Raw genomic sequence first — 15,044 nt, 5'->3', positions numbered from 1 at the left:
TCAGCATAAAAACCCTTACCGAATCGCCTCCCGAAAACCTTCTTTTCCGAAATAAGGCCTGAATTCCAGATCCTGAGCAGCTCTTTGTTTTAGGATGGTGCTGTATTTGACAGCCTTGGGCAAAAACTCATAAAGAGCTTCTTCATTCCCGCTCCTGGCAGCAATCAGAGAAAGTCCATAAAAGGAATACCCATATTCCCGGTCCCTCATCGCACTCTCCTCAAAGGCAATGGAGGCGTTGAGGTAATCTTTGTCCAGAAAATAAGCCAAACCTTGATTAAAAAGATTCATGTCCGTATCAGGCGCTTCCTTCAGCCTTTGGGCGGCAAGCCTGTAATCCCCATTCCAGATGTCCAAAGCCCCGCGGAGGGATTCGTTTACCCCGAAAAAATAATCCCTGTCGGAAAGGGCAGCTGCCTTAGAAAGGGCCAAATAGGCACTCTGAAAATCCCCAAGCAAGACAAAAGCCTGTCCGAGGTTATGGGTCACTTCTGCAATGCCCCCATCGGTGGCCTCATTCGCCTTTTCAAATGCGCGGATCGCCTGATTGACCAACCTGTACCGCTCCGCCAGTTCAAAGGTTCTATTAGCCCGGTTGAGGTAAACCCAGCCCAGGTTATTGAAAGCCATATCGGAAGGGTAATACTGGGTCAACAGCAGATAAATGGCCTCCCTTTCATCCAAATCAGGTGTCAGGGTAGCCGCATAGGCCATTTCCTCAGAGGATAGCCCAGTGGCTACCTCCTGCCCTTTAAGCAAGCGCCGCATTCTGACCGCTATTTCAGGATCTGATTTTTTCTCCTTGTCTATGACAAATTCCAGTTTGGCCGAGCGCATTTTTGGAAATACTTCCTGTTGTACTTTTTGAAAGCCCCGTTGTCGCTGTAGTGTGGCCAATTGCTCCCGGTAGGTTTCTGGTTCATACACCGCATTGAAATAGGCATCTTTCTGTTCCAAGGTAAGTCCATCATAATACCGTAGGACTTCTCGGAACCTGGCCCATTCATCCTCACCGCGGATGCTGCTGATGGCCATTTGCCCCAGGCCTTCCTGAAAACTGTATTCTTTGACTTGATCTTTAAAATAGTTTTCCAAAGCCTTGGCTCTTCTGGTTGAAAGGTTTGGCTGTGCCCTTTCTTCTCCCTCGGGAGATAGATAGCCTTTCACCGCAATCTCTTTGATGGTATGGGGTGCCGCCAAAAAGGACTCTAACGATAAAACACCAGGTGTCATAGACCTGACCTGAATCAGAGAATCCGTTCCCAGTCCAAATAGGGCATCAAAACTGACGCTGCCTTCTTCTGCATAATCATCATAATCTGGTGCCATCAACACCCCTATTCTGGATACTGGCTCATCTATCTCAAATTGCCCCAATCGAACCAAACGCTGTGTGTTGATCACCCCTATGGCTCTGGGTTCGGTAAGTCCATGCAAAATTTTCCCTTTTTTCTTGTCTGTCAAAGTTGCCCTGAATCGGATTTCCCCTTTTTCATGCAAATCCTCAAAGGGGAATTTATAATTTCCTCGCATGGTGACACTGCTTTCCATATCTATGGTATCCGCATCCACTTTCATGCTGCCTTCCAACCGGTCAAAACGGCCTTTGAAGTGGTATTCGGGAGTCAGTTCATACACGCTCCCTTTTGGTAAACTGTACCTGGGAATGACGGCTTCCACCTGAAATCTGACCGTATCTCTATAAACTTCCAAGATGTCCGGGGTGACTGATATCTGTTGCTTGGGCATTCTCTCCATCAAATCTTTGGAGGCACATGAAGCCAGAAGAGCAAGAAAAAAGAAGGAAGTGACTTTCAATAACTGATTCATAAAGAATTACAAGTATTTTTGAATATTAGATTATTCAAGTTATTTTATTTATTTTTATCCGTTACCAAACCAACTGTTTGATGGAAAAACTGAAAATATTCTTTGAAGAGAGGGCTTTCGGTGTCTGCTCCAAATTGGGGGAAAAACTTAATTTTCCCATTGACAGCATCAGGCTTTTTTTCATTTACACTTCCTTTCTTACCCTCGGGTCTCCATTGGTTGTTTATGTCATTTTAGCCATGACAATGAAAATAAGGACCTATTTTAGAAAGATGAACAATCCTGTACTTTTTGATTAAAGTTGGGAGAACACTTTCTTGCCCTTCAGATAATAGGCCAATATAATGGAATTTACAGGTTTTCCATAGGGCGCAATTGGCAATTTTGATGCCAAAGGCCTATGCTTTTGAATCTGCTCTTGCTCTTTCCTAAAATCAGCATATGCCTTAACAATGGCCTGAGCATGTTTCCATTTGCCCTGCATCAGAAAGTGAAAATAAGCCAAGGCATCATATCTTTTGCGTGTCCGATAGATGTCAATCCAAGCCCGTGGTTCCAGGTTTTTATACAACATCCATAGGCTGTTCCTGAAATTCAAATAGGTTTTGTAGGGATTAGAAGCGGCTAAGGTGGCGCCACCTACATGTTTGATGCTGACAAGCCCGTTGCAATACACTTTATAGCCGCGTTTGGCAAATCTCCAGCAAAGATCAATTTCTTCCATATGGGCAAAAAAACCGTCATCAAAGCCATTTTCCTCATGCCATGCCTTAGCTCTTACCACAAAACAGGCTCCTGTCGCCCAATTGATAGGGATTACATCATCATATTGCCCCTGGTCTTTTTCATAGGTTGTCAAAATCCTACCCCGGCAATAAGGATATCCTAATGCATCCCAAAACCCTCCTGCTGCCCCGGCATGGTCAAAGTAAGGGTCATTAGGATACGAAATGACTTTAGGTTGGGAAGCTGCCGCCTCGGGATGCTGGTCCATCCATTCCAGTAGCTTCTTGTCCCAGCCCGTGGGCACTTCGACATCTGAATTGAGCAAAATGTAATATTCGAATTGGCCTTTAAGGCGCTTAAGGGCTTCATTGTATCCCTTGCTAAAACCGAAATTCTGATCCAGAAGAATCAGGGGAAGATCTGGAAATTGTTTTTTTAAAAAATTAATGGAGCCATCCGTACTTGCATTGTCTGCCACATAGATCTGGTAATAAGAGTGTTCTAGGGCAACAGGGAGAAACTTTTCCAGCATTTTCTTCCCGTTGAAATTGAGTATGACAATCGCTGCTTTTTGCATCAAAACATACTTCCCAAATCCATTCCGGGGATATTGGGCATCATGCCCTCTGTAGCTCGCTTCATTTCCTCTTTGATGTTTATCTCAATGGCCTCTAAGGCTTTGTTGGTCGCTGCCACGATCAGATCCTGAAGCATGTCCTTGTCGTCAGGTGTGATCAAGGAATCATCTAAATCAATTTTTAAAACTTGTCGGTGACCGTTGACAGTCACTTTCACCAGTCCGGCGCCAGATTCACCTTCAGCCGTGAGGTGAACCAAGCTGGCTTGCTTTTCCTTGATTTTAGCCTGGGCTTCCTTCACCTTATTCATGATAGACATGATATCGAACATAATCTTTCCTGTATTTAATTGAATGGCAAATATAACTATTTACCCCATTATGTCTCAGGATTTTTGCTCGGACTTTGGATAGAAATCAAATCTGAAAGTAAAACGATGGACAATTTCAAAACTGAATTGGAATTAAATTTGGACATATCCATAAATAAAAAATTATAGATTGGATAAAAAAAATTTATAGAAATTTTTACCATAGATACGAAACCTTTACCATATTTTATCGATTAATCATATAATCATTAGGTGGATTTCCCTTCATTTTTTCATAGATAAACTATCCGAGTTGTGGTTCACCTGTTATGAGAGATGCCTAACCAATAAATTAAGTTACAATTTAAATTAATGGATAACCTATGAAAACCATCACAGCAATTGAAAAAGAGGCCATCAGAGATTTAAAGTTCTGCAAGAGAGAAGTGCTATTTAATCCAGAAGACCGAAAAAAACGCTACGCTAACCTAATGCGTGGCCAAGCTTTGGGCAATTTGGTCAGAAGTAAGGTCAAGATCACTTTTGAAACTGCTGATGAAAATTTGTATCAGGTTGACACCACTATCTGGGCTACAGGCCAGGAATTTGTTGCCTTAAAATGCGGCATCAACATCCCCATCAATGCCATCCATGAAGTTTCATAAAGAAAATGTTTATTTGAATTAAATGGTTATCCCTTCTTTCCCAGTAACCTAATATTCTTCTTCAAACGGGTCGGAAGTCCGAAGTCGGAATCCCCCTTCTTTTCGACAGGCAGGGATGTGGCAGACATTTTAGTTTTCTGTCGAGAATTATGTTGAATTACCATTTTACTGGCATCATTGTGTACATGCGTGTTGAATTATATTAAGGAGTTCAAGTTTGGTCTCCTTTTTTTTAGCTGAGCAAAGCAATCAGTTCATCAAGCCGCATCAATTGTTGCTCACCACTTGTCATGTTTTTCAGGGTTAGTTTTCTCTGTTGCAATTCATCACTCCCCAAAACCACGACATAGGGCACGGCTTTTTTGTCGGCATAATTGAATTGCTTTTTGATTTTGGCCAGGTCGGGGTAGATTTCGGCCGAAATCCCACGGTCTCTCAAAGCAGAGAGGATTTCCAAACCAAATTTTTGACCCGCCTCATCAAAATAGCAGATCATCACTTTCGTGCCGGTCAACTGAGTTTTGGGAAACAAATCCAGCTCCTCCAGAACATCATAAAGCCGATCAACTCCAAAAGAAAACCCAACTCCCGATACCCCTTCCAAACCGAAGACCCCGGTAAGGTTATCATATCTACCTCCTCCGCTGACAGAACCAATGCTCACGTTATGCACTTTAACTTCAAAAATAGCTCCGGTGTAATAAGATAATCCTCTTGCCAACAACACATCCACATCCACTTGATTTTCATCCGCACCAAGCGCATGGAGAAAGCCCAAAACTGTTTCCAGTTCATCGATTCCTTTTAATCCAATTTCACTTGGATTCAGAAATTGCCTGAGTTGATTTAACTTTTCACTGTTAGACCCTAGAATGGCAGTAACAGGAGTCAGCTTTTCCTGGGATTCTGAAGAAAAGCCTTTCTCTTCCAATTCCGCTTTCACTTTTTCCCAACCTATCTTATCCAGTTTGTCGATCGCAACACATAGTTCCCCTTCCTTGCCCGTAGCGCCTATCACTTCTGCAATACCTGTCAGGATTTTGCGGTTGTTGACCTTGATGGAATAATCGCTCAGCTTAAGTTGTGCAAATACCTTTTTGATCATCAGGATGATTTCGGCCTCACAGATCAGACTGTCTGTACCGACGACGTCTGCATCGCATTGGTAAAACTCCCGGTACCTTCCCCGCTGAGGACGGTCTGCACGCCATACGGGTTGGATCTGGAATCTTTTGAAAGGAAAATTCAACTCATTGCGATTCATGACCACAAACCGGGCAAAAGGAACGGTCAAATCGTACCTGAGACCTTTTTCAGCTATTTTTGATAAAACCGCTGGACTTCCTGCCAGAACATCTGCCTCTTCCACTTTCTTCATAAAATCCCCGCTGTTGAGTATTTTAAAAAGCAATTGATCCCCTTCATCGCCATATTTGCCTGTCAGTGTAGAAAGGTTTTCCATGGCTGGGGTTTCCAGTTGCTCGTAGCCAAAAAGCTGAAAGGTAGCCTTGATCGTGTCCAAAATGTAGTTTCTTCTGACCATCTGTAAAGGGCCAAAATCCCTGGTTCCTTTGGGCAATGTGGGTTTCGGAATGCTCATGAATGTTAAATTTTGGCCAAAGTTATGAAAAATGGGCCACAATTGACGCAAGGATGGCAGAAGTGATGGCTGGACAAATGATTCGATTTGACCCAGGCAAGAAAAAAAACACCATTTGCCTTAAATATTTGGATAGACACTCCTTCATTTTCAAAAAAAAATCACTACATTTGCCCCTCATTTGGAATCAAAATAAAACTGAAAATACAATGGCGGTTACTACTTTAAAAAGGAAATTGAAGCGAAAAAGGCAAAAGCAGACCACTAGGGTGATCAAAATCAAGCAATTGAATGCCAAGCCGGTCATCAAGAATGTGGACGTGGAAGAATTGAAAAAAGATTTTTCCAAATAAATCTTTGACCCAAAGCGATACAAAATAGGGCAACAGGTAAAACCTGTTGCTTTTTTTTATTTGGCCCTAGGCCCCAATTCCACTACCCTTAAGTTTTTGGCCTGACCCTCAGTGATTTCAAATTTCAAAAGGGTTCTTACCTGATGAAAACCGTGCCTGCCTACCGCACCCGGGTTCATGTAAAGGCAATGTAGTTTGGGATCAAATTCCACCTGACAGATATGGGAATGGCCACAAACAAAGATTTCTGCTTGCTCTCTTAGGATCTTTTCTTTGATTCCTTTGGCATATCGCGGGGGTTTGCCCCCTATGTGAATCATCATAATTTTCATGCCTTCCACCTCAAAAACAAGTTCTTCAGGGCAGATCGACCGAATGTCCTGATCATCTATGTTCCCAGAAACAATCCTTTTGGTTTTATTTTCCGGTAACCTATCCAGGAGTTTTGCAGAACCCACATCCCCGGCGTGCCAGATTTCATCCGAATCCACCAGATGTTGAATGATGGCTTCATCCAGATAGCCATGGGAATCAGATAAAAGCGCAATTTTTTTCATTGGGTTTTAAGGTTTTGAATGGACCTAAAAGTTTTTGATCCGGTGGTGGTTCCTTAAACAGGTAAGCTTCCAAAGAAAACACAACCCATGCAAAGCTAATGAAGAATCCATTAAAAAATTTCACCGATTACTTCTCAACCTATTTGGAGTAGGAGAATCACGGCCTCATTTCAAGCCTACCACCTATATTTTTCTCCTTCATATCATGAGCTAAACTTGGTAATTGGGCAATTACTTTCTATTTTTACGACCGTTAAAATACGATGTATAGATGAGCGTAATACAATTTAGAGATGCTATAAGGGATGCCATGTCCGAGGAAATGAGAAGAGATAAAAATGTCTTTCTTATGGGTGAAGAAGTGGCTGAATACAATGGGGCTTACAAAGCTTCACAGGGGATGTTGGATGAGTTTGGTCCTGAAAGGGTCTATGACACGCCAATTTCTGAATTGGGATTTTCAGGCCTAGGTGTCGGAGCCGCCATAAATGGCCTTCGTCCTATCATTGAATACATGACCTTCAATTTCTCTTTGGTGGCCATTGATCAGATCATCAACTCTGCCGCCAAGATGTACGCCATGTCTGCCGGACAGTACAATGTGCCCATCGTTTTTAGAGGTCCTACAGGCAATGCAGGTCAATTGGGAGCACAACATTCCTCCAATTTTGAAAACTGGTTTGCCAATACCCCTGGTCTAAAGGTAGTCGTCCCTTCCAATCCTTACGATGCCAAAGGGCTATTGAAAGCCTCCATCAGAGATGATGATCCTGTGATTTTTATGGAGTCCGAATTGATGTATGGGGACAAAATGGAGGTACCTGACAGTGAATACCTGCTTCCTATCGGTGTAGCGGAAATTAAGAAAAAAGGAAAGGATGTCACTTTGATCTCCTTCGGAAAAATGATGAAAGTGGCCTTGGAAGCTGCTGAAGAAGCTGCCAAAGATGACATAGATGTGGAGGTGATTGATCTGAGAACGGTAAGGCCCATCGATTATGCCACAGTGATTGAGTCAGTTAAAAAGACCAACAGATGCGTCATTGTGGAAGAGGCCAATCCCTTAGCTGCCATCTCTTCAGATCTTGCCTTCAATATCCAAAGACATGCTTTTGATTATTTGGACGCTCCTGTTTTGAGGGTGAATTCGATGGACATTCCACTCAGCTATGCCCCTACTTACATTGAAGCAACGCTTCCCAATGTAAAAAGGACCATGGAGGCCATCAAAAAAGTCACCTATAAATCCTAACTTGTCCGTAAAGCTTGAATTCAAGCCGTGCCATATAAAAGTTTGTTTATTGAGCCGTCCATTCAGGTCGGCTTTTTTTATTTTGTACTTAATGCAGTTTCTTATCCATTTTACTGCATTGATCCCTTCTTATTTTTTCCGTTTTTTTAATTTTCGTATCTTTCCAATTCAGAAACTAAAAACTAACTAAATCAACATGAAAAATTGCATTTTATTTGGACTCAGCATCCTGCTTTTTGTGGGATGTAATACAAAAACAGAAAACCGGTACATCGTCACAGAAGAAGGTCGTGTAATGGATATTGTCACTGGTGATGAATATTCAATGGACAAGTTTGACACCCTTACGGTGGTCCATGTTGATGGAACCACAGAGGAAATTTCCGTGGAAGCCAGCCCCATAGCAGACGATACAGCAGTGATGGAATTCATAAGAAAAAGAGAAGCCGAACTTGCAGATAGAAAGGAGCGCATGATGCTGGAGCAAAAGAACAACATCATTGCTGCAAGAAAAGAGCGCTATAAAGAGTATTCAGATGAAGAATTGATTGCTCATTTCAATAAAATCCATAAGGAAAGCGCCCCAAGTGAACAACAAATGGATGTGATCTTAGAATTGATCGAAAGAGATGCCATCAATCAGGATGATGCCACAGGCATGATGGAGGTCGATGTCCTTGACATTGATTTCAGCAGAGATTACGTCCCAACTGAAAGGGATTAAGGTACAGCCCATAGATTGAACCTGATCAAATCTCTAATTTAAAGCCCAAAAGCTATCCTTCAATTTGGATAGCTTTTTTTGTCCCTATTTGCTCCTATAATGACTTTTCTGTTTGGATGAAAGCTTACAACCTCATCTTTGCTCTCTCTCACTGTTTTCAACTCCTGTTGTTGAGGTATTGTTTCTTTAATTGTTTCCAATGGAGATGAAAAAAAATCAATAATCAATAAATGAATTGAAATCTTTTTCCAACATTTGTGAATAGCTGTTAAAAAAAAAGAAGGCCAAAAGCCTTCTCTTTTCAGTCGGTTCAAATAGAACCTTTTATTAGACCCAATTTAATCTGTCTTTAATTTCTTTTTCAGGACGATTTAATTCTCAGAGGTGTTTTAAATCTTCCTGATTTTTTTATGCCTAACCATACCTTTTGAGGCTATTCTTAGGATCAATTCTCAGCTCCCATTGCGCCACTGTTACCTGACCCACCTTCTTTAAGATCTTGGTTGTCAATTGTTTTTCTCTTTTTTGGAGGCTTCATGGACAATTTTCCAATTCTATAATTGAAATTGATTTTGAAGTTCATATTACGGAGACCTGTTACGCTCTGTTGCATGATTGTAGGGGTACTCAATTCATTTCTGATCCTCAATTCTGCGGCAAAGAAGTTTTCCGCCCCAAATCCAATGCTTCCTCTGCTCTCATTAAACTGCTTGTTGATGTTAAGACCGTAGAATCCAAATCCACCCTGCGTTCCCTGAAGTTGCACCTGTCGACCTCTTGCAAAAGTAAAGGCCTGAACCTGCCAGTTTTTAGGTAGTGTATAGTTACCAAACAAACGACCGCTTACTACGAAGCCTTCATTTTGGGCAGCATACATGGGGTCTTCCAATCCATTGTCCAGCATGGCATAAAAGGTATCTATACTTCCATTCAAAGAGAATTTTCCAGAAACATTGATGTTGGTAAATACACTCAATCCTACCGCTTTTTCCAAACCGATGTTATCGAAAGTAGTGAAAATCACCCCATCATCCTGAATGGTCCTTATGGGTTGGATAGATCCGGTGGTATTTCTGTAAAATCCGGTGAAATTGAGTGAAGAACCCTTTACATAAGTCGAATACGCCACTTCGTAATTGTCAGTGAATTCAGGATCCAACAATGGATTACCTTGGGAAATTTGAAGCGGGTTTGAAGCCTGAATGTTAGGGTTTAAGAAGTTCAAGGAAGGTCTCTGGATTCTTCTGTTATAAGCGGCTTTGATCATGTTGCCATTGGTCAGTTTCCTGCTTAGGTTAAGACTAGGAACCCAGGTACCATAGGAAGGAATATCAACAGGTGCCTCAGAATTTCTGAAATCTGCATCAATAGTGGTGTATTCATACCTTACTCCACTTTTTAGTGTATAATTTTCCCAAAAAGCCAAGGTATAAGAAACATAACCGGCAGTCACATTTTGATCATAGCTGAACTTGTTGGTAAGGTCTGTGTTAGGCAATTCCTGATAAGGTCCATCAGGTCCATCAGCCACAAAGAAAGCGAAATCACTGGTTGCTTTTCTAAGGATATTTTTGGCGCCATATTCCAATATTTGGTTATCACCTGACCCCATTGGAGTTACATAATCCAACTGTAAAGTAAATTCCTCATTTACTCCCAAGTTTTCATTTCTGATCCGACTGGCAATGTCAAGGAAATTTGGATCATAGATGCTGTTTGTGAAATCATTGATTTGGTTATTTTTACTGTATAAACCCAGTATGCTGAATTCTTTTTGAGGCTTATCAAAGCTTTTTACATAACTTAAATTGACATCAACGTTGTTGGATAGGTTGTCTACAGAAACACCTCTTAGGATAGCACTCTCCAATTCATTTTCAATGAATTCCTCTGTCAACAGATTATCCTGTCTGTTTCTCATGTTTCTTACACCTATGCTGGCAGAAGCTGAAAGCCAATTGTATTGGTTGATTTCATAATCCCAGCCCAGGTTATATCTTCCAAAAAGCATGTTGTTTCGGGTATCAGCAGCTTGCTGAATATTAACCTGAGAACCGTCAGGATTGGTTATGATTTGATTGTTTTCGAAAGAACCCAAAATATTGTAGCCGGCTCTTCCAAAACCACCAAGTGTCCAGGCCATTTTCTCTTTTTTCAAGTTGGCATTCACACCTAGGTTAGATCCCCTCAAACCCGCACTGGAGTTGATGCTCATGTTGGCACCTTGAAGGTTGTTCTTTTTGGTAACGATGTTAATTACTCCACCGGTACCTTCGGCATCATACTTGGCGGAGGGTGAAGTGATCACTTCTACAGATTTGATCTCCTCAGCTGGAATCTGCTTCAAGGCATCCGCTATGTTGGTGGCCACGATGGCCGATTGTTTGTTGTTGATCAAAACCAAGATATTGGAACTACCCCGCATGGATACATTGCCATCCAAATCAACAGAAAGCATTGGGACCCTTCGGAGGACATCCGTGGCATCACCACCGATGGTGGTTTTGTCAAATTCCGCATTATAGATGGTTCGGTCTACTTTTTCTTCAATCAGGTTTCGCTGTCCCACAACAGTCACTTCTTCCAATCCAATGGATTCCTCTTCGGCAAACAAGCTTCCCAAATTCACTTGCGTCTTGTCGCTGGTGATTTCTATGTTTTCCACCTCCAAAGGCTGGTAGCCCATAAAGCTCATCTGTACCTTATATATACCCTCCTTGAATCCAGTGATGAAAAATTCACCGTCTCCGTCTGCCACCGCACCAGCTATATTTTTCTCAGAAACGGCATCCAACAAGAGTACGGTCGCATAGGCCACCGGGTCACCGGATGTCTTGTCGATTACCTTGCCTGATATGCGGTAAGCAGCCTTGTCTGAATTACCATTGGCTGTTTGGGCTATGGTAGCCATTGGCACCGACAGTATCAATAAAAAGAAGGCCAACATTAAATTTTTCATCGTTTTCATCAAATTGAAGTTAAATTGTGATTGGTAACCTGGACTTGGGACAGATTACGGAAACAAAGGAAGTGTGAATTAAAATGGAATAAAAACGGAATAGATTAGAGGGCCATTTGTCTCGACGAAACCCTATTTTTGAAGGATAAAGCAATTTTAGGGGCATAATGTTTGATTAAACAGGAATGTTTCACCATTCGTCGTGATGATTGGGGATTTGGTAGATTAAATTTTATGATCTGACATAATTTGGTTTAGTTTACATTGTTAATCAACCATTTACCTCATGCAAAAGCTCACTTCCAAGACAAATTTCAACACCATCATACATGTTTTGGTATGGGTTCTGATGGGAATGGTTTTGTTTATCATTTCCCCTCTGTCCTGGAAAGTGGAATTACCTTCGGAGTTCTGGGTTCGACAGGGCATTATATTTAGCCTGTTGATTGCCATCTTTTATTTTAACATCAATTTTTTGGTCCCAAAGTATTTGTTCACAGGCAAAATTTGGACATTCCTATTCATCGTCATCTTGACTTCAATAGGTTTATTGTGGGGGGTTCAACGGTTTGAAATTATGGTTAATATGCAAAAATTGATGCATTATGCTTTTCGACCGGAAATTGAGTATGTTCCCAAACCAAGAAATATTGCAGCTGATATTTTCACCCTGATGGTTTTCTTTCTTTCCTATGGGGTCAGTACCAGTGTGGCCACGGTGCAGAAATGGCGACAGGATGAAAAAACCAGGGAAGAACTAGACCAGGCCAGGATCAGTTCAGAGCTCTCCTACCTCAAGGCGCAGATCAATCCCCATTTCTTTTTCAATACACTCAATAACATTTATTCTCTCACCAACATCGATGTGGATAAGGCCCAAAAAGCCCTTTTGAAACTCTCCCGCATGATGCGGTATGTCTTGTATGAGACTGAGAATGAAAAGACACTTTTGAAAAAAGAGTTGGATTTTGTGAAGGATTACATAGAATTGATGAAATTGAGGTTGTCAGATAAGGTGGATGTGAAATTGGATCTTCAAGAGCATATTCCAGACCAGGTAGTGGCACCCATGCTTCTGTTGCCTTTTATCGAAAACTGCTTCAAGCATGGCATCAGTTCCCAGACGGCCAGCAAGGTTTACATTGGCATATCCGTAAACCAGCAACAACTAAAACTTCAGACGGTGAATTACTTATTTCCCAATAACAAAAACACGCCTGAATCCCAGTCCAGCGGCATTGGCTTGACCAATACCAAGAGACGGCTTTCCATTTTATACCCTGGCAAACATCAGATTAATGTTGATGATAACAATGAAGCAAACGAGTATAGGGTAGAGCTGACTTTGAACCTATCATGAAAATTCGATGTATAGCGGTAGACGACGAGCCTTTGGCATTGGACTTGGTCTGCAAGTTCATCGATCAGACGGCTTTTCTCAGTTTGGAAGGACGCTTTGAAAGTGCCATAGAAGCGTTGGGTTACCTCCACCAACATGAAGTGGACCTGGTTTTTCTAGACATTCAGATGCCTGACCTCTCCGGAATGGATCTGGCAAGAGTCCTAGAGGGAAAGGCCAATGCCAAAAAGCCAAAGATTATTTTTACTACGGCCTACAATCAGTTTGCGATAGAGAGCTATAAAGTAGATGCCTTGGACTATCTCCTAAAACCATTTGGATATGATGAATTTCTGCGTGCAGCCAATAAAGCTTATCAACTTTACCAGCAGCAAAATTCCGAACCAAGTGCCAAAGAAAGTGAAAAACAATCCTATATTTTTTTAAAAGTCGAATACCAACTGGTTAAGGTCATGCTTCAGGATATCCTTTATGTCGAAGGGTATAAAGACTATGTGAAGGTACATCTCTTGGGAAAACCAAACCCTTTGCTATCCCTTTCCAGCATGAAAAACATGGAGGATCTTTTGCCCGATCAGCAGTTTATGCGCATCCATCGCTCTTTTATCATCAATCTGGACCATATTGATTCTGTTTCCAGAAACATGGTGAACATTGGCAATACACAGATCACCGTAAGTGACAATTACAAAGAAACCTTTCTGGAATTCATCAATAAGTGGATGGGATAAGGTTTTGCTTCTTAGTCCCAAGCTTTTCCCTTAAATTGCCTGATGACTGAAGCGCAGCAAAACTTTATGAAAAAAGCCATTGCCCTGGCCCGGGAGGGTATGGTGGCCGGAAAAGGCGGGCCCTTTGGTTGCGTCATTGTAAAGGATGGGGTCATCGTCGGAGAAGGCAGCAACAGTGTTTTGGATCAGACGGACCCCACTGCACATGCCGAGGTGGTGGCCATCCGAAACGCCTGCAAAAACCTGGGTGATTTTCAGCTGGATGGTTGTGAACTTTACACCTCATGTGAACCCTGCCCCATGTGTTTGGGTGCCATATATTGGGCCAGGCCAACCAAAGTTTTTTTTGCCTGCAACAAGGATGACGCAGCTGAGGCGGGCTTCGATGATGATTTTATCTACAAAGAACTGGATTTGCCCCATGCTAAAAGAAAAATCCCCATGGAACAACTTTTGAGGAGTGAAAGCCAGGAGGTCTTTAAGCTATGGGTTGATAAAAATGACAAGACGGTGTATTGAATTTGGTTTTGGTAAAATAGGATCAAATTTTTAAATGATTTTTTTATTCAATTGGTTGTAAGATCAACTAACCCTTCTATCCTAAATCTCAATTTTTTAATCTTACAATTACATTATTAATAGGCAGTTAATCCACAGAAAAGTTCGCATTTATACAATTTTTTGATTTGCCTATGTCTTATTTTTTTGGATATTTTTAATCAATCTTAAACATGAAAAAATCAGCTTTACTTTGGTTGGCTATGGCCATGTTTTCTATCGGGCAAGCAAATGCCCAATTTGGCATACAGGCTGGTCCTGTGGGTATATTGGGAGAAGCTTTCCCCACCGCTGACGGACTGGATAAGCTTGGCGGAGCGTTGGGTTTTACGGCTGGATTGCTGTACAACTATCCTTTGAATGAAAAAATCAACCTACAACCAGCTTTGAACTTTGTCAAGAAAAGCTGGCGGGATGAATTGGAAAACCTCAGTACAGGGGACTTGGAAAAAACAAGTGTCAACATCAACTACCTGGAAATCCCGGTTCAACTCGTTTTTCACGGAGGGAATGAAAAAGGCTTTTTCGTAGGAATTGGACCTTCCTTTAATTTTGGATTATCCGGAAAAAGAAAGGTGGAATTCAACGGTTCCTCCACCACCTCTGACTATGCTTTTGGCTCTGGAGTAGGTGAAGAAGCACCTTTTACGCTAGCCATCAATGCTATGGTGGGTTATTCCTTCGGCAATTTTAACATCAATCTCAATTTCAACCAAGGTCTGACCAACCAACCCAGCGACAATCAGGATCAGGGTAACGTCAATCACTTGGCTTTAAGGCTAGCCTACCTATTTGGTACCGGAAACTAAAAAAGGAGCCAAAAAGCTCCTTTCTATTTTAT

16 protein-coding genes are annotated in these 15,044 nt (G+C 41.8%); 9 read left to right on the top strand and 7 right to left on the bottom strand.

Annotated features, from left to right (window positions below):
- Positions 1 to 15: 15 nt before the first annotated feature.
- A complete protein-coding gene (locus H1A14_RS16540) occupies positions 16 to 1,830 on the bottom strand; it encodes a tetratricopeptide repeat protein (protein WP_194777390.1) in 1,815 nt (604 codons plus the stop codon).
- Between the two features lie 80 nt (positions 1,831 to 1,910).
- On the opposite strand from H1A14_RS16540, the gene H1A14_RS16535 reads away from it, so the two are divergent.
- Positions 1,911 to 2,129 (top strand): PspC domain-containing protein, encoded by a 219-nt coding sequence (locus tag H1A14_RS16535; protein WP_194777389.1) that lies wholly within the window; start codon positions 1,911 to 1,913, stop codon positions 2,127 to 2,129.
- Here H1A14_RS16535 and H1A14_RS16530 read toward each other — a convergent pair.
- Positions 2,126 to 3,133 carry a glycosyltransferase family 2 protein gene (locus H1A14_RS16530; protein ID WP_194777388.1) on the bottom strand — a complete coding sequence of 336 codons (1,008 nt, stop codon included), beginning with the start codon at positions 3,131 to 3,133 and terminating at the stop codon, positions 2,126 to 2,128. The two genes, H1A14_RS16535 and H1A14_RS16530, sit on opposite strands and share 4 nt — an antisense overlap.
- A complete protein-coding gene (locus H1A14_RS16525; RefSeq protein WP_194777387.1) occupies positions 3,133 to 3,465 on the bottom strand; it encodes a YbaB/EbfC family nucleoid-associated protein in 333 nt (110 codons plus the stop codon). The genes H1A14_RS16530 and H1A14_RS16525 overlap by 1 nt, the downstream gene beginning before the upstream one ends.
- Positions 3,466 to 3,827: 362 nt before the next feature.
- On the opposite strand from H1A14_RS16525, the gene H1A14_RS16520 reads away from it, so the two are divergent.
- Positions 3,828 to 4,109 (top strand): hypothetical protein, encoded by a 282-nt coding sequence (locus H1A14_RS16520; protein WP_194777386.1) that lies wholly within the window; start codon positions 3,828 to 3,830, stop codon positions 4,107 to 4,109.
- Between the two features lie 232 nt (positions 4,110 to 4,341).
- On the opposite strand, the gene hisS is transcribed toward H1A14_RS16520, so the two are convergent.
- Positions 4,342 to 5,709, bottom strand: coding sequence for a histidine--tRNA ligase (gene hisS, locus H1A14_RS16515; protein WP_194777385.1), 1,368 nt, complete (start codon positions 5,707 to 5,709; stop codon positions 4,342 to 4,344).
- Between the two features lie 209 nt (positions 5,710 to 5,918).
- On the opposite strand from hisS, the gene H1A14_RS16510 reads away from it, so the two are divergent.
- Complete coding sequence (locus H1A14_RS16510; protein WP_194777384.1) at positions 5,919 to 6,062, top strand: hypothetical protein; 144 nt, start codon at positions 5,919 to 5,921, stop codon at positions 6,060 to 6,062.
- A gap of 56 nt (positions 6,063 to 6,118) precedes the next feature.
- Here H1A14_RS16510 and H1A14_RS16505 read toward each other — a convergent pair whose 3' ends face one another.
- Positions 6,119 to 6,619: a metallophosphoesterase family protein gene (locus H1A14_RS16505; protein WP_194777383.1), complete on the bottom strand. Its 501-nt coding sequence runs from the start codon at positions 6,617 to 6,619 to the stop codon at positions 6,119 to 6,121.
- A gap of 271 nt (positions 6,620 to 6,890) precedes the next feature.
- Between H1A14_RS16505 and H1A14_RS16500 the strand changes: the two genes are divergently transcribed.
- Positions 6,891 to 7,871: a pyruvate dehydrogenase complex E1 component subunit beta gene (locus H1A14_RS16500; protein WP_194777382.1), complete on the top strand. Its 981-nt coding sequence runs from the start codon at positions 6,891 to 6,893 to the stop codon at positions 7,869 to 7,871.
- Between the two features lie 196 nt (positions 7,872 to 8,067).
- Entirely contained in the window at positions 8,068 to 8,595 is a 528-nt protein-coding gene (locus H1A14_RS16495; protein ID WP_194777381.1) for a hypothetical protein, read from the top strand.
- A gap of 59 nt (positions 8,596 to 8,654) precedes the next feature.
- Here H1A14_RS16495 and H1A14_RS16490 read toward each other — a convergent pair whose 3' ends face one another.
- Together H1A14_RS16490 and H1A14_RS16485 are read right to left on the bottom strand one after the other, a co-directional pair.
- Entirely contained in the window at positions 8,655 to 8,909 is a 255-nt protein-coding gene (locus H1A14_RS16490; protein WP_194777380.1) for a hypothetical protein, read from the bottom strand.
- A 131-nt stretch (positions 8,910 to 9,040) separates the two neighbouring features.
- A complete protein-coding gene (locus H1A14_RS16485) occupies positions 9,041 to 11,554 on the bottom strand; it encodes a TonB-dependent receptor domain-containing protein (RefSeq protein WP_194777379.1) in 2,514 nt (837 codons plus the stop codon).
- A 286-nt stretch (positions 11,555 to 11,840) separates the two neighbouring features.
- Here H1A14_RS16485 and H1A14_RS16480 point away from each other — a divergent pair, with 286 nt between their 5' ends.
- From H1A14_RS16480 to H1A14_RS16465, 4 genes are all read left to right on the top strand, one after another.
- Entirely contained in the window at positions 11,841 to 12,914 is a 1,074-nt protein-coding gene (locus tag H1A14_RS16480; RefSeq protein WP_194777378.1) for a sensor histidine kinase, read from the top strand.
- Positions 12,911 to 13,645 carry a LytR/AlgR family response regulator transcription factor gene (locus H1A14_RS16475; protein ID WP_194777377.1) on the top strand — a complete coding sequence of 245 codons (735 nt, stop codon included), beginning with the start codon at positions 12,911 to 12,913 and terminating at the stop codon, positions 13,643 to 13,645. The genes H1A14_RS16480 and H1A14_RS16475 overlap by 4 nt, the downstream gene beginning before the upstream one ends.
- A gap of 42 nt (positions 13,646 to 13,687) precedes the next feature.
- The gene (locus H1A14_RS16470) at positions 13,688 to 14,164 is read left to right on the top strand and encodes a nucleoside deaminase (RefSeq protein WP_194777376.1); all 477 of its coding nucleotides are present in this window, start codon (positions 13,688 to 13,690) and stop codon (positions 14,162 to 14,164) included.
- 212 nt (positions 14,165 to 14,376) lie between these two features.
- Complete coding sequence (locus H1A14_RS16465; RefSeq protein WP_194777375.1) at positions 14,377 to 15,012, top strand: porin family protein; 636 nt, start codon at positions 14,377 to 14,379, stop codon at positions 15,010 to 15,012.
- Positions 15,013 to 15,044: the final 32 nt, after the last annotated feature.

The sequence above is a fragment of the Pararhodonellum marinum genome (assembly GCF_015354735.1).
Classification (GTDB): domain Bacteria; phylum Bacteroidota; class Bacteroidia; order Cytophagales; family Cyclobacteriaceae; genus Pararhodonellum; species Pararhodonellum marinum.
This window is presented reverse-complemented; position numbering and strand designations above follow the sequence as displayed.

What these genes read in the sequence shown, in the direction of transcription:
- H1A14_RS16485 (WP_194777379.1), bottom strand. Translation starts at nt 11,554, where the DNA reads ATGAAAAATTTAATGTTGGCCTTCTTTTTATTGATACTGTCGGTGCCA.
- H1A14_RS16535 (WP_194777389.1), top strand. Translation starts at nt 1,911, where the DNA reads ATGGAAAAACTGAAAATATTCTTTGAAGAGAGGGCTTTCGGTGTCTGC.
- H1A14_RS16480 (WP_194777378.1), top strand. Translation starts at nt 11,841, where the DNA reads ATGCAAAAGCTCACTTCCAAGACAAATTTCAACACCATCATACATGTT.
- H1A14_RS16475 (WP_194777377.1), top strand. Translation starts at nt 12,911, where the DNA reads ATGAAAATTCGATGTATAGCGGTAGACGACGAGCCTTTGGCATTGGAC.
- H1A14_RS16520 (WP_194777386.1), top strand. Translation starts at nt 3,828, where the DNA reads ATGAAAACCATCACAGCAATTGAAAAAGAGGCCATCAGAGATTTAAAG.
- hisS (WP_194777385.1), bottom strand. Translation starts at nt 5,709, where the DNA reads ATGAGCATTCCGAAACCCACATTGCCCAAAGGAACCAGGGATTTTGGC.
- H1A14_RS16540 (WP_194777390.1), bottom strand. Translation starts at nt 1,830, where the DNA reads ATGAATCAGTTATTGAAAGTCACTTCCTTCTTTTTTCTTGCTCTTCTG.
- H1A14_RS16470 (WP_194777376.1), top strand. Translation starts at nt 13,688, where the DNA reads ATGACTGAAGCGCAGCAAAACTTTATGAAAAAAGCCATTGCCCTGGCC.
- H1A14_RS16505 (WP_194777383.1), bottom strand. Translation starts at nt 6,619, where the DNA reads ATGAAAAAAATTGCGCTTTTATCTGATTCCCATGGCTATCTGGATGAA.
- H1A14_RS16465 (WP_194777375.1), top strand. Translation starts at nt 14,377, where the DNA reads ATGAAAAAATCAGCTTTACTTTGGTTGGCTATGGCCATGTTTTCTATC.
- H1A14_RS16510 (WP_194777384.1), top strand. Translation starts at nt 5,919, where the DNA reads ATGGCGGTTACTACTTTAAAAAGGAAATTGAAGCGAAAAAGGCAAAAG.
- H1A14_RS16495 (WP_194777381.1), top strand. Translation starts at nt 8,068, where the DNA reads ATGAAAAATTGCATTTTATTTGGACTCAGCATCCTGCTTTTTGTGGGA.
- H1A14_RS16530 (WP_194777388.1), bottom strand. Translation starts at nt 3,133, where the DNA reads ATGCAAAAAGCAGCGATTGTCATACTCAATTTCAACGGGAAGAAAATG.
- H1A14_RS16525 (WP_194777387.1), bottom strand. Translation starts at nt 3,465, where the DNA reads ATGTTCGATATCATGTCTATCATGAATAAGGTGAAGGAAGCCCAGGCT.
- H1A14_RS16500 (WP_194777382.1), top strand. Translation starts at nt 6,891, where the DNA reads ATGAGCGTAATACAATTTAGAGATGCTATAAGGGATGCCATGTCCGAG.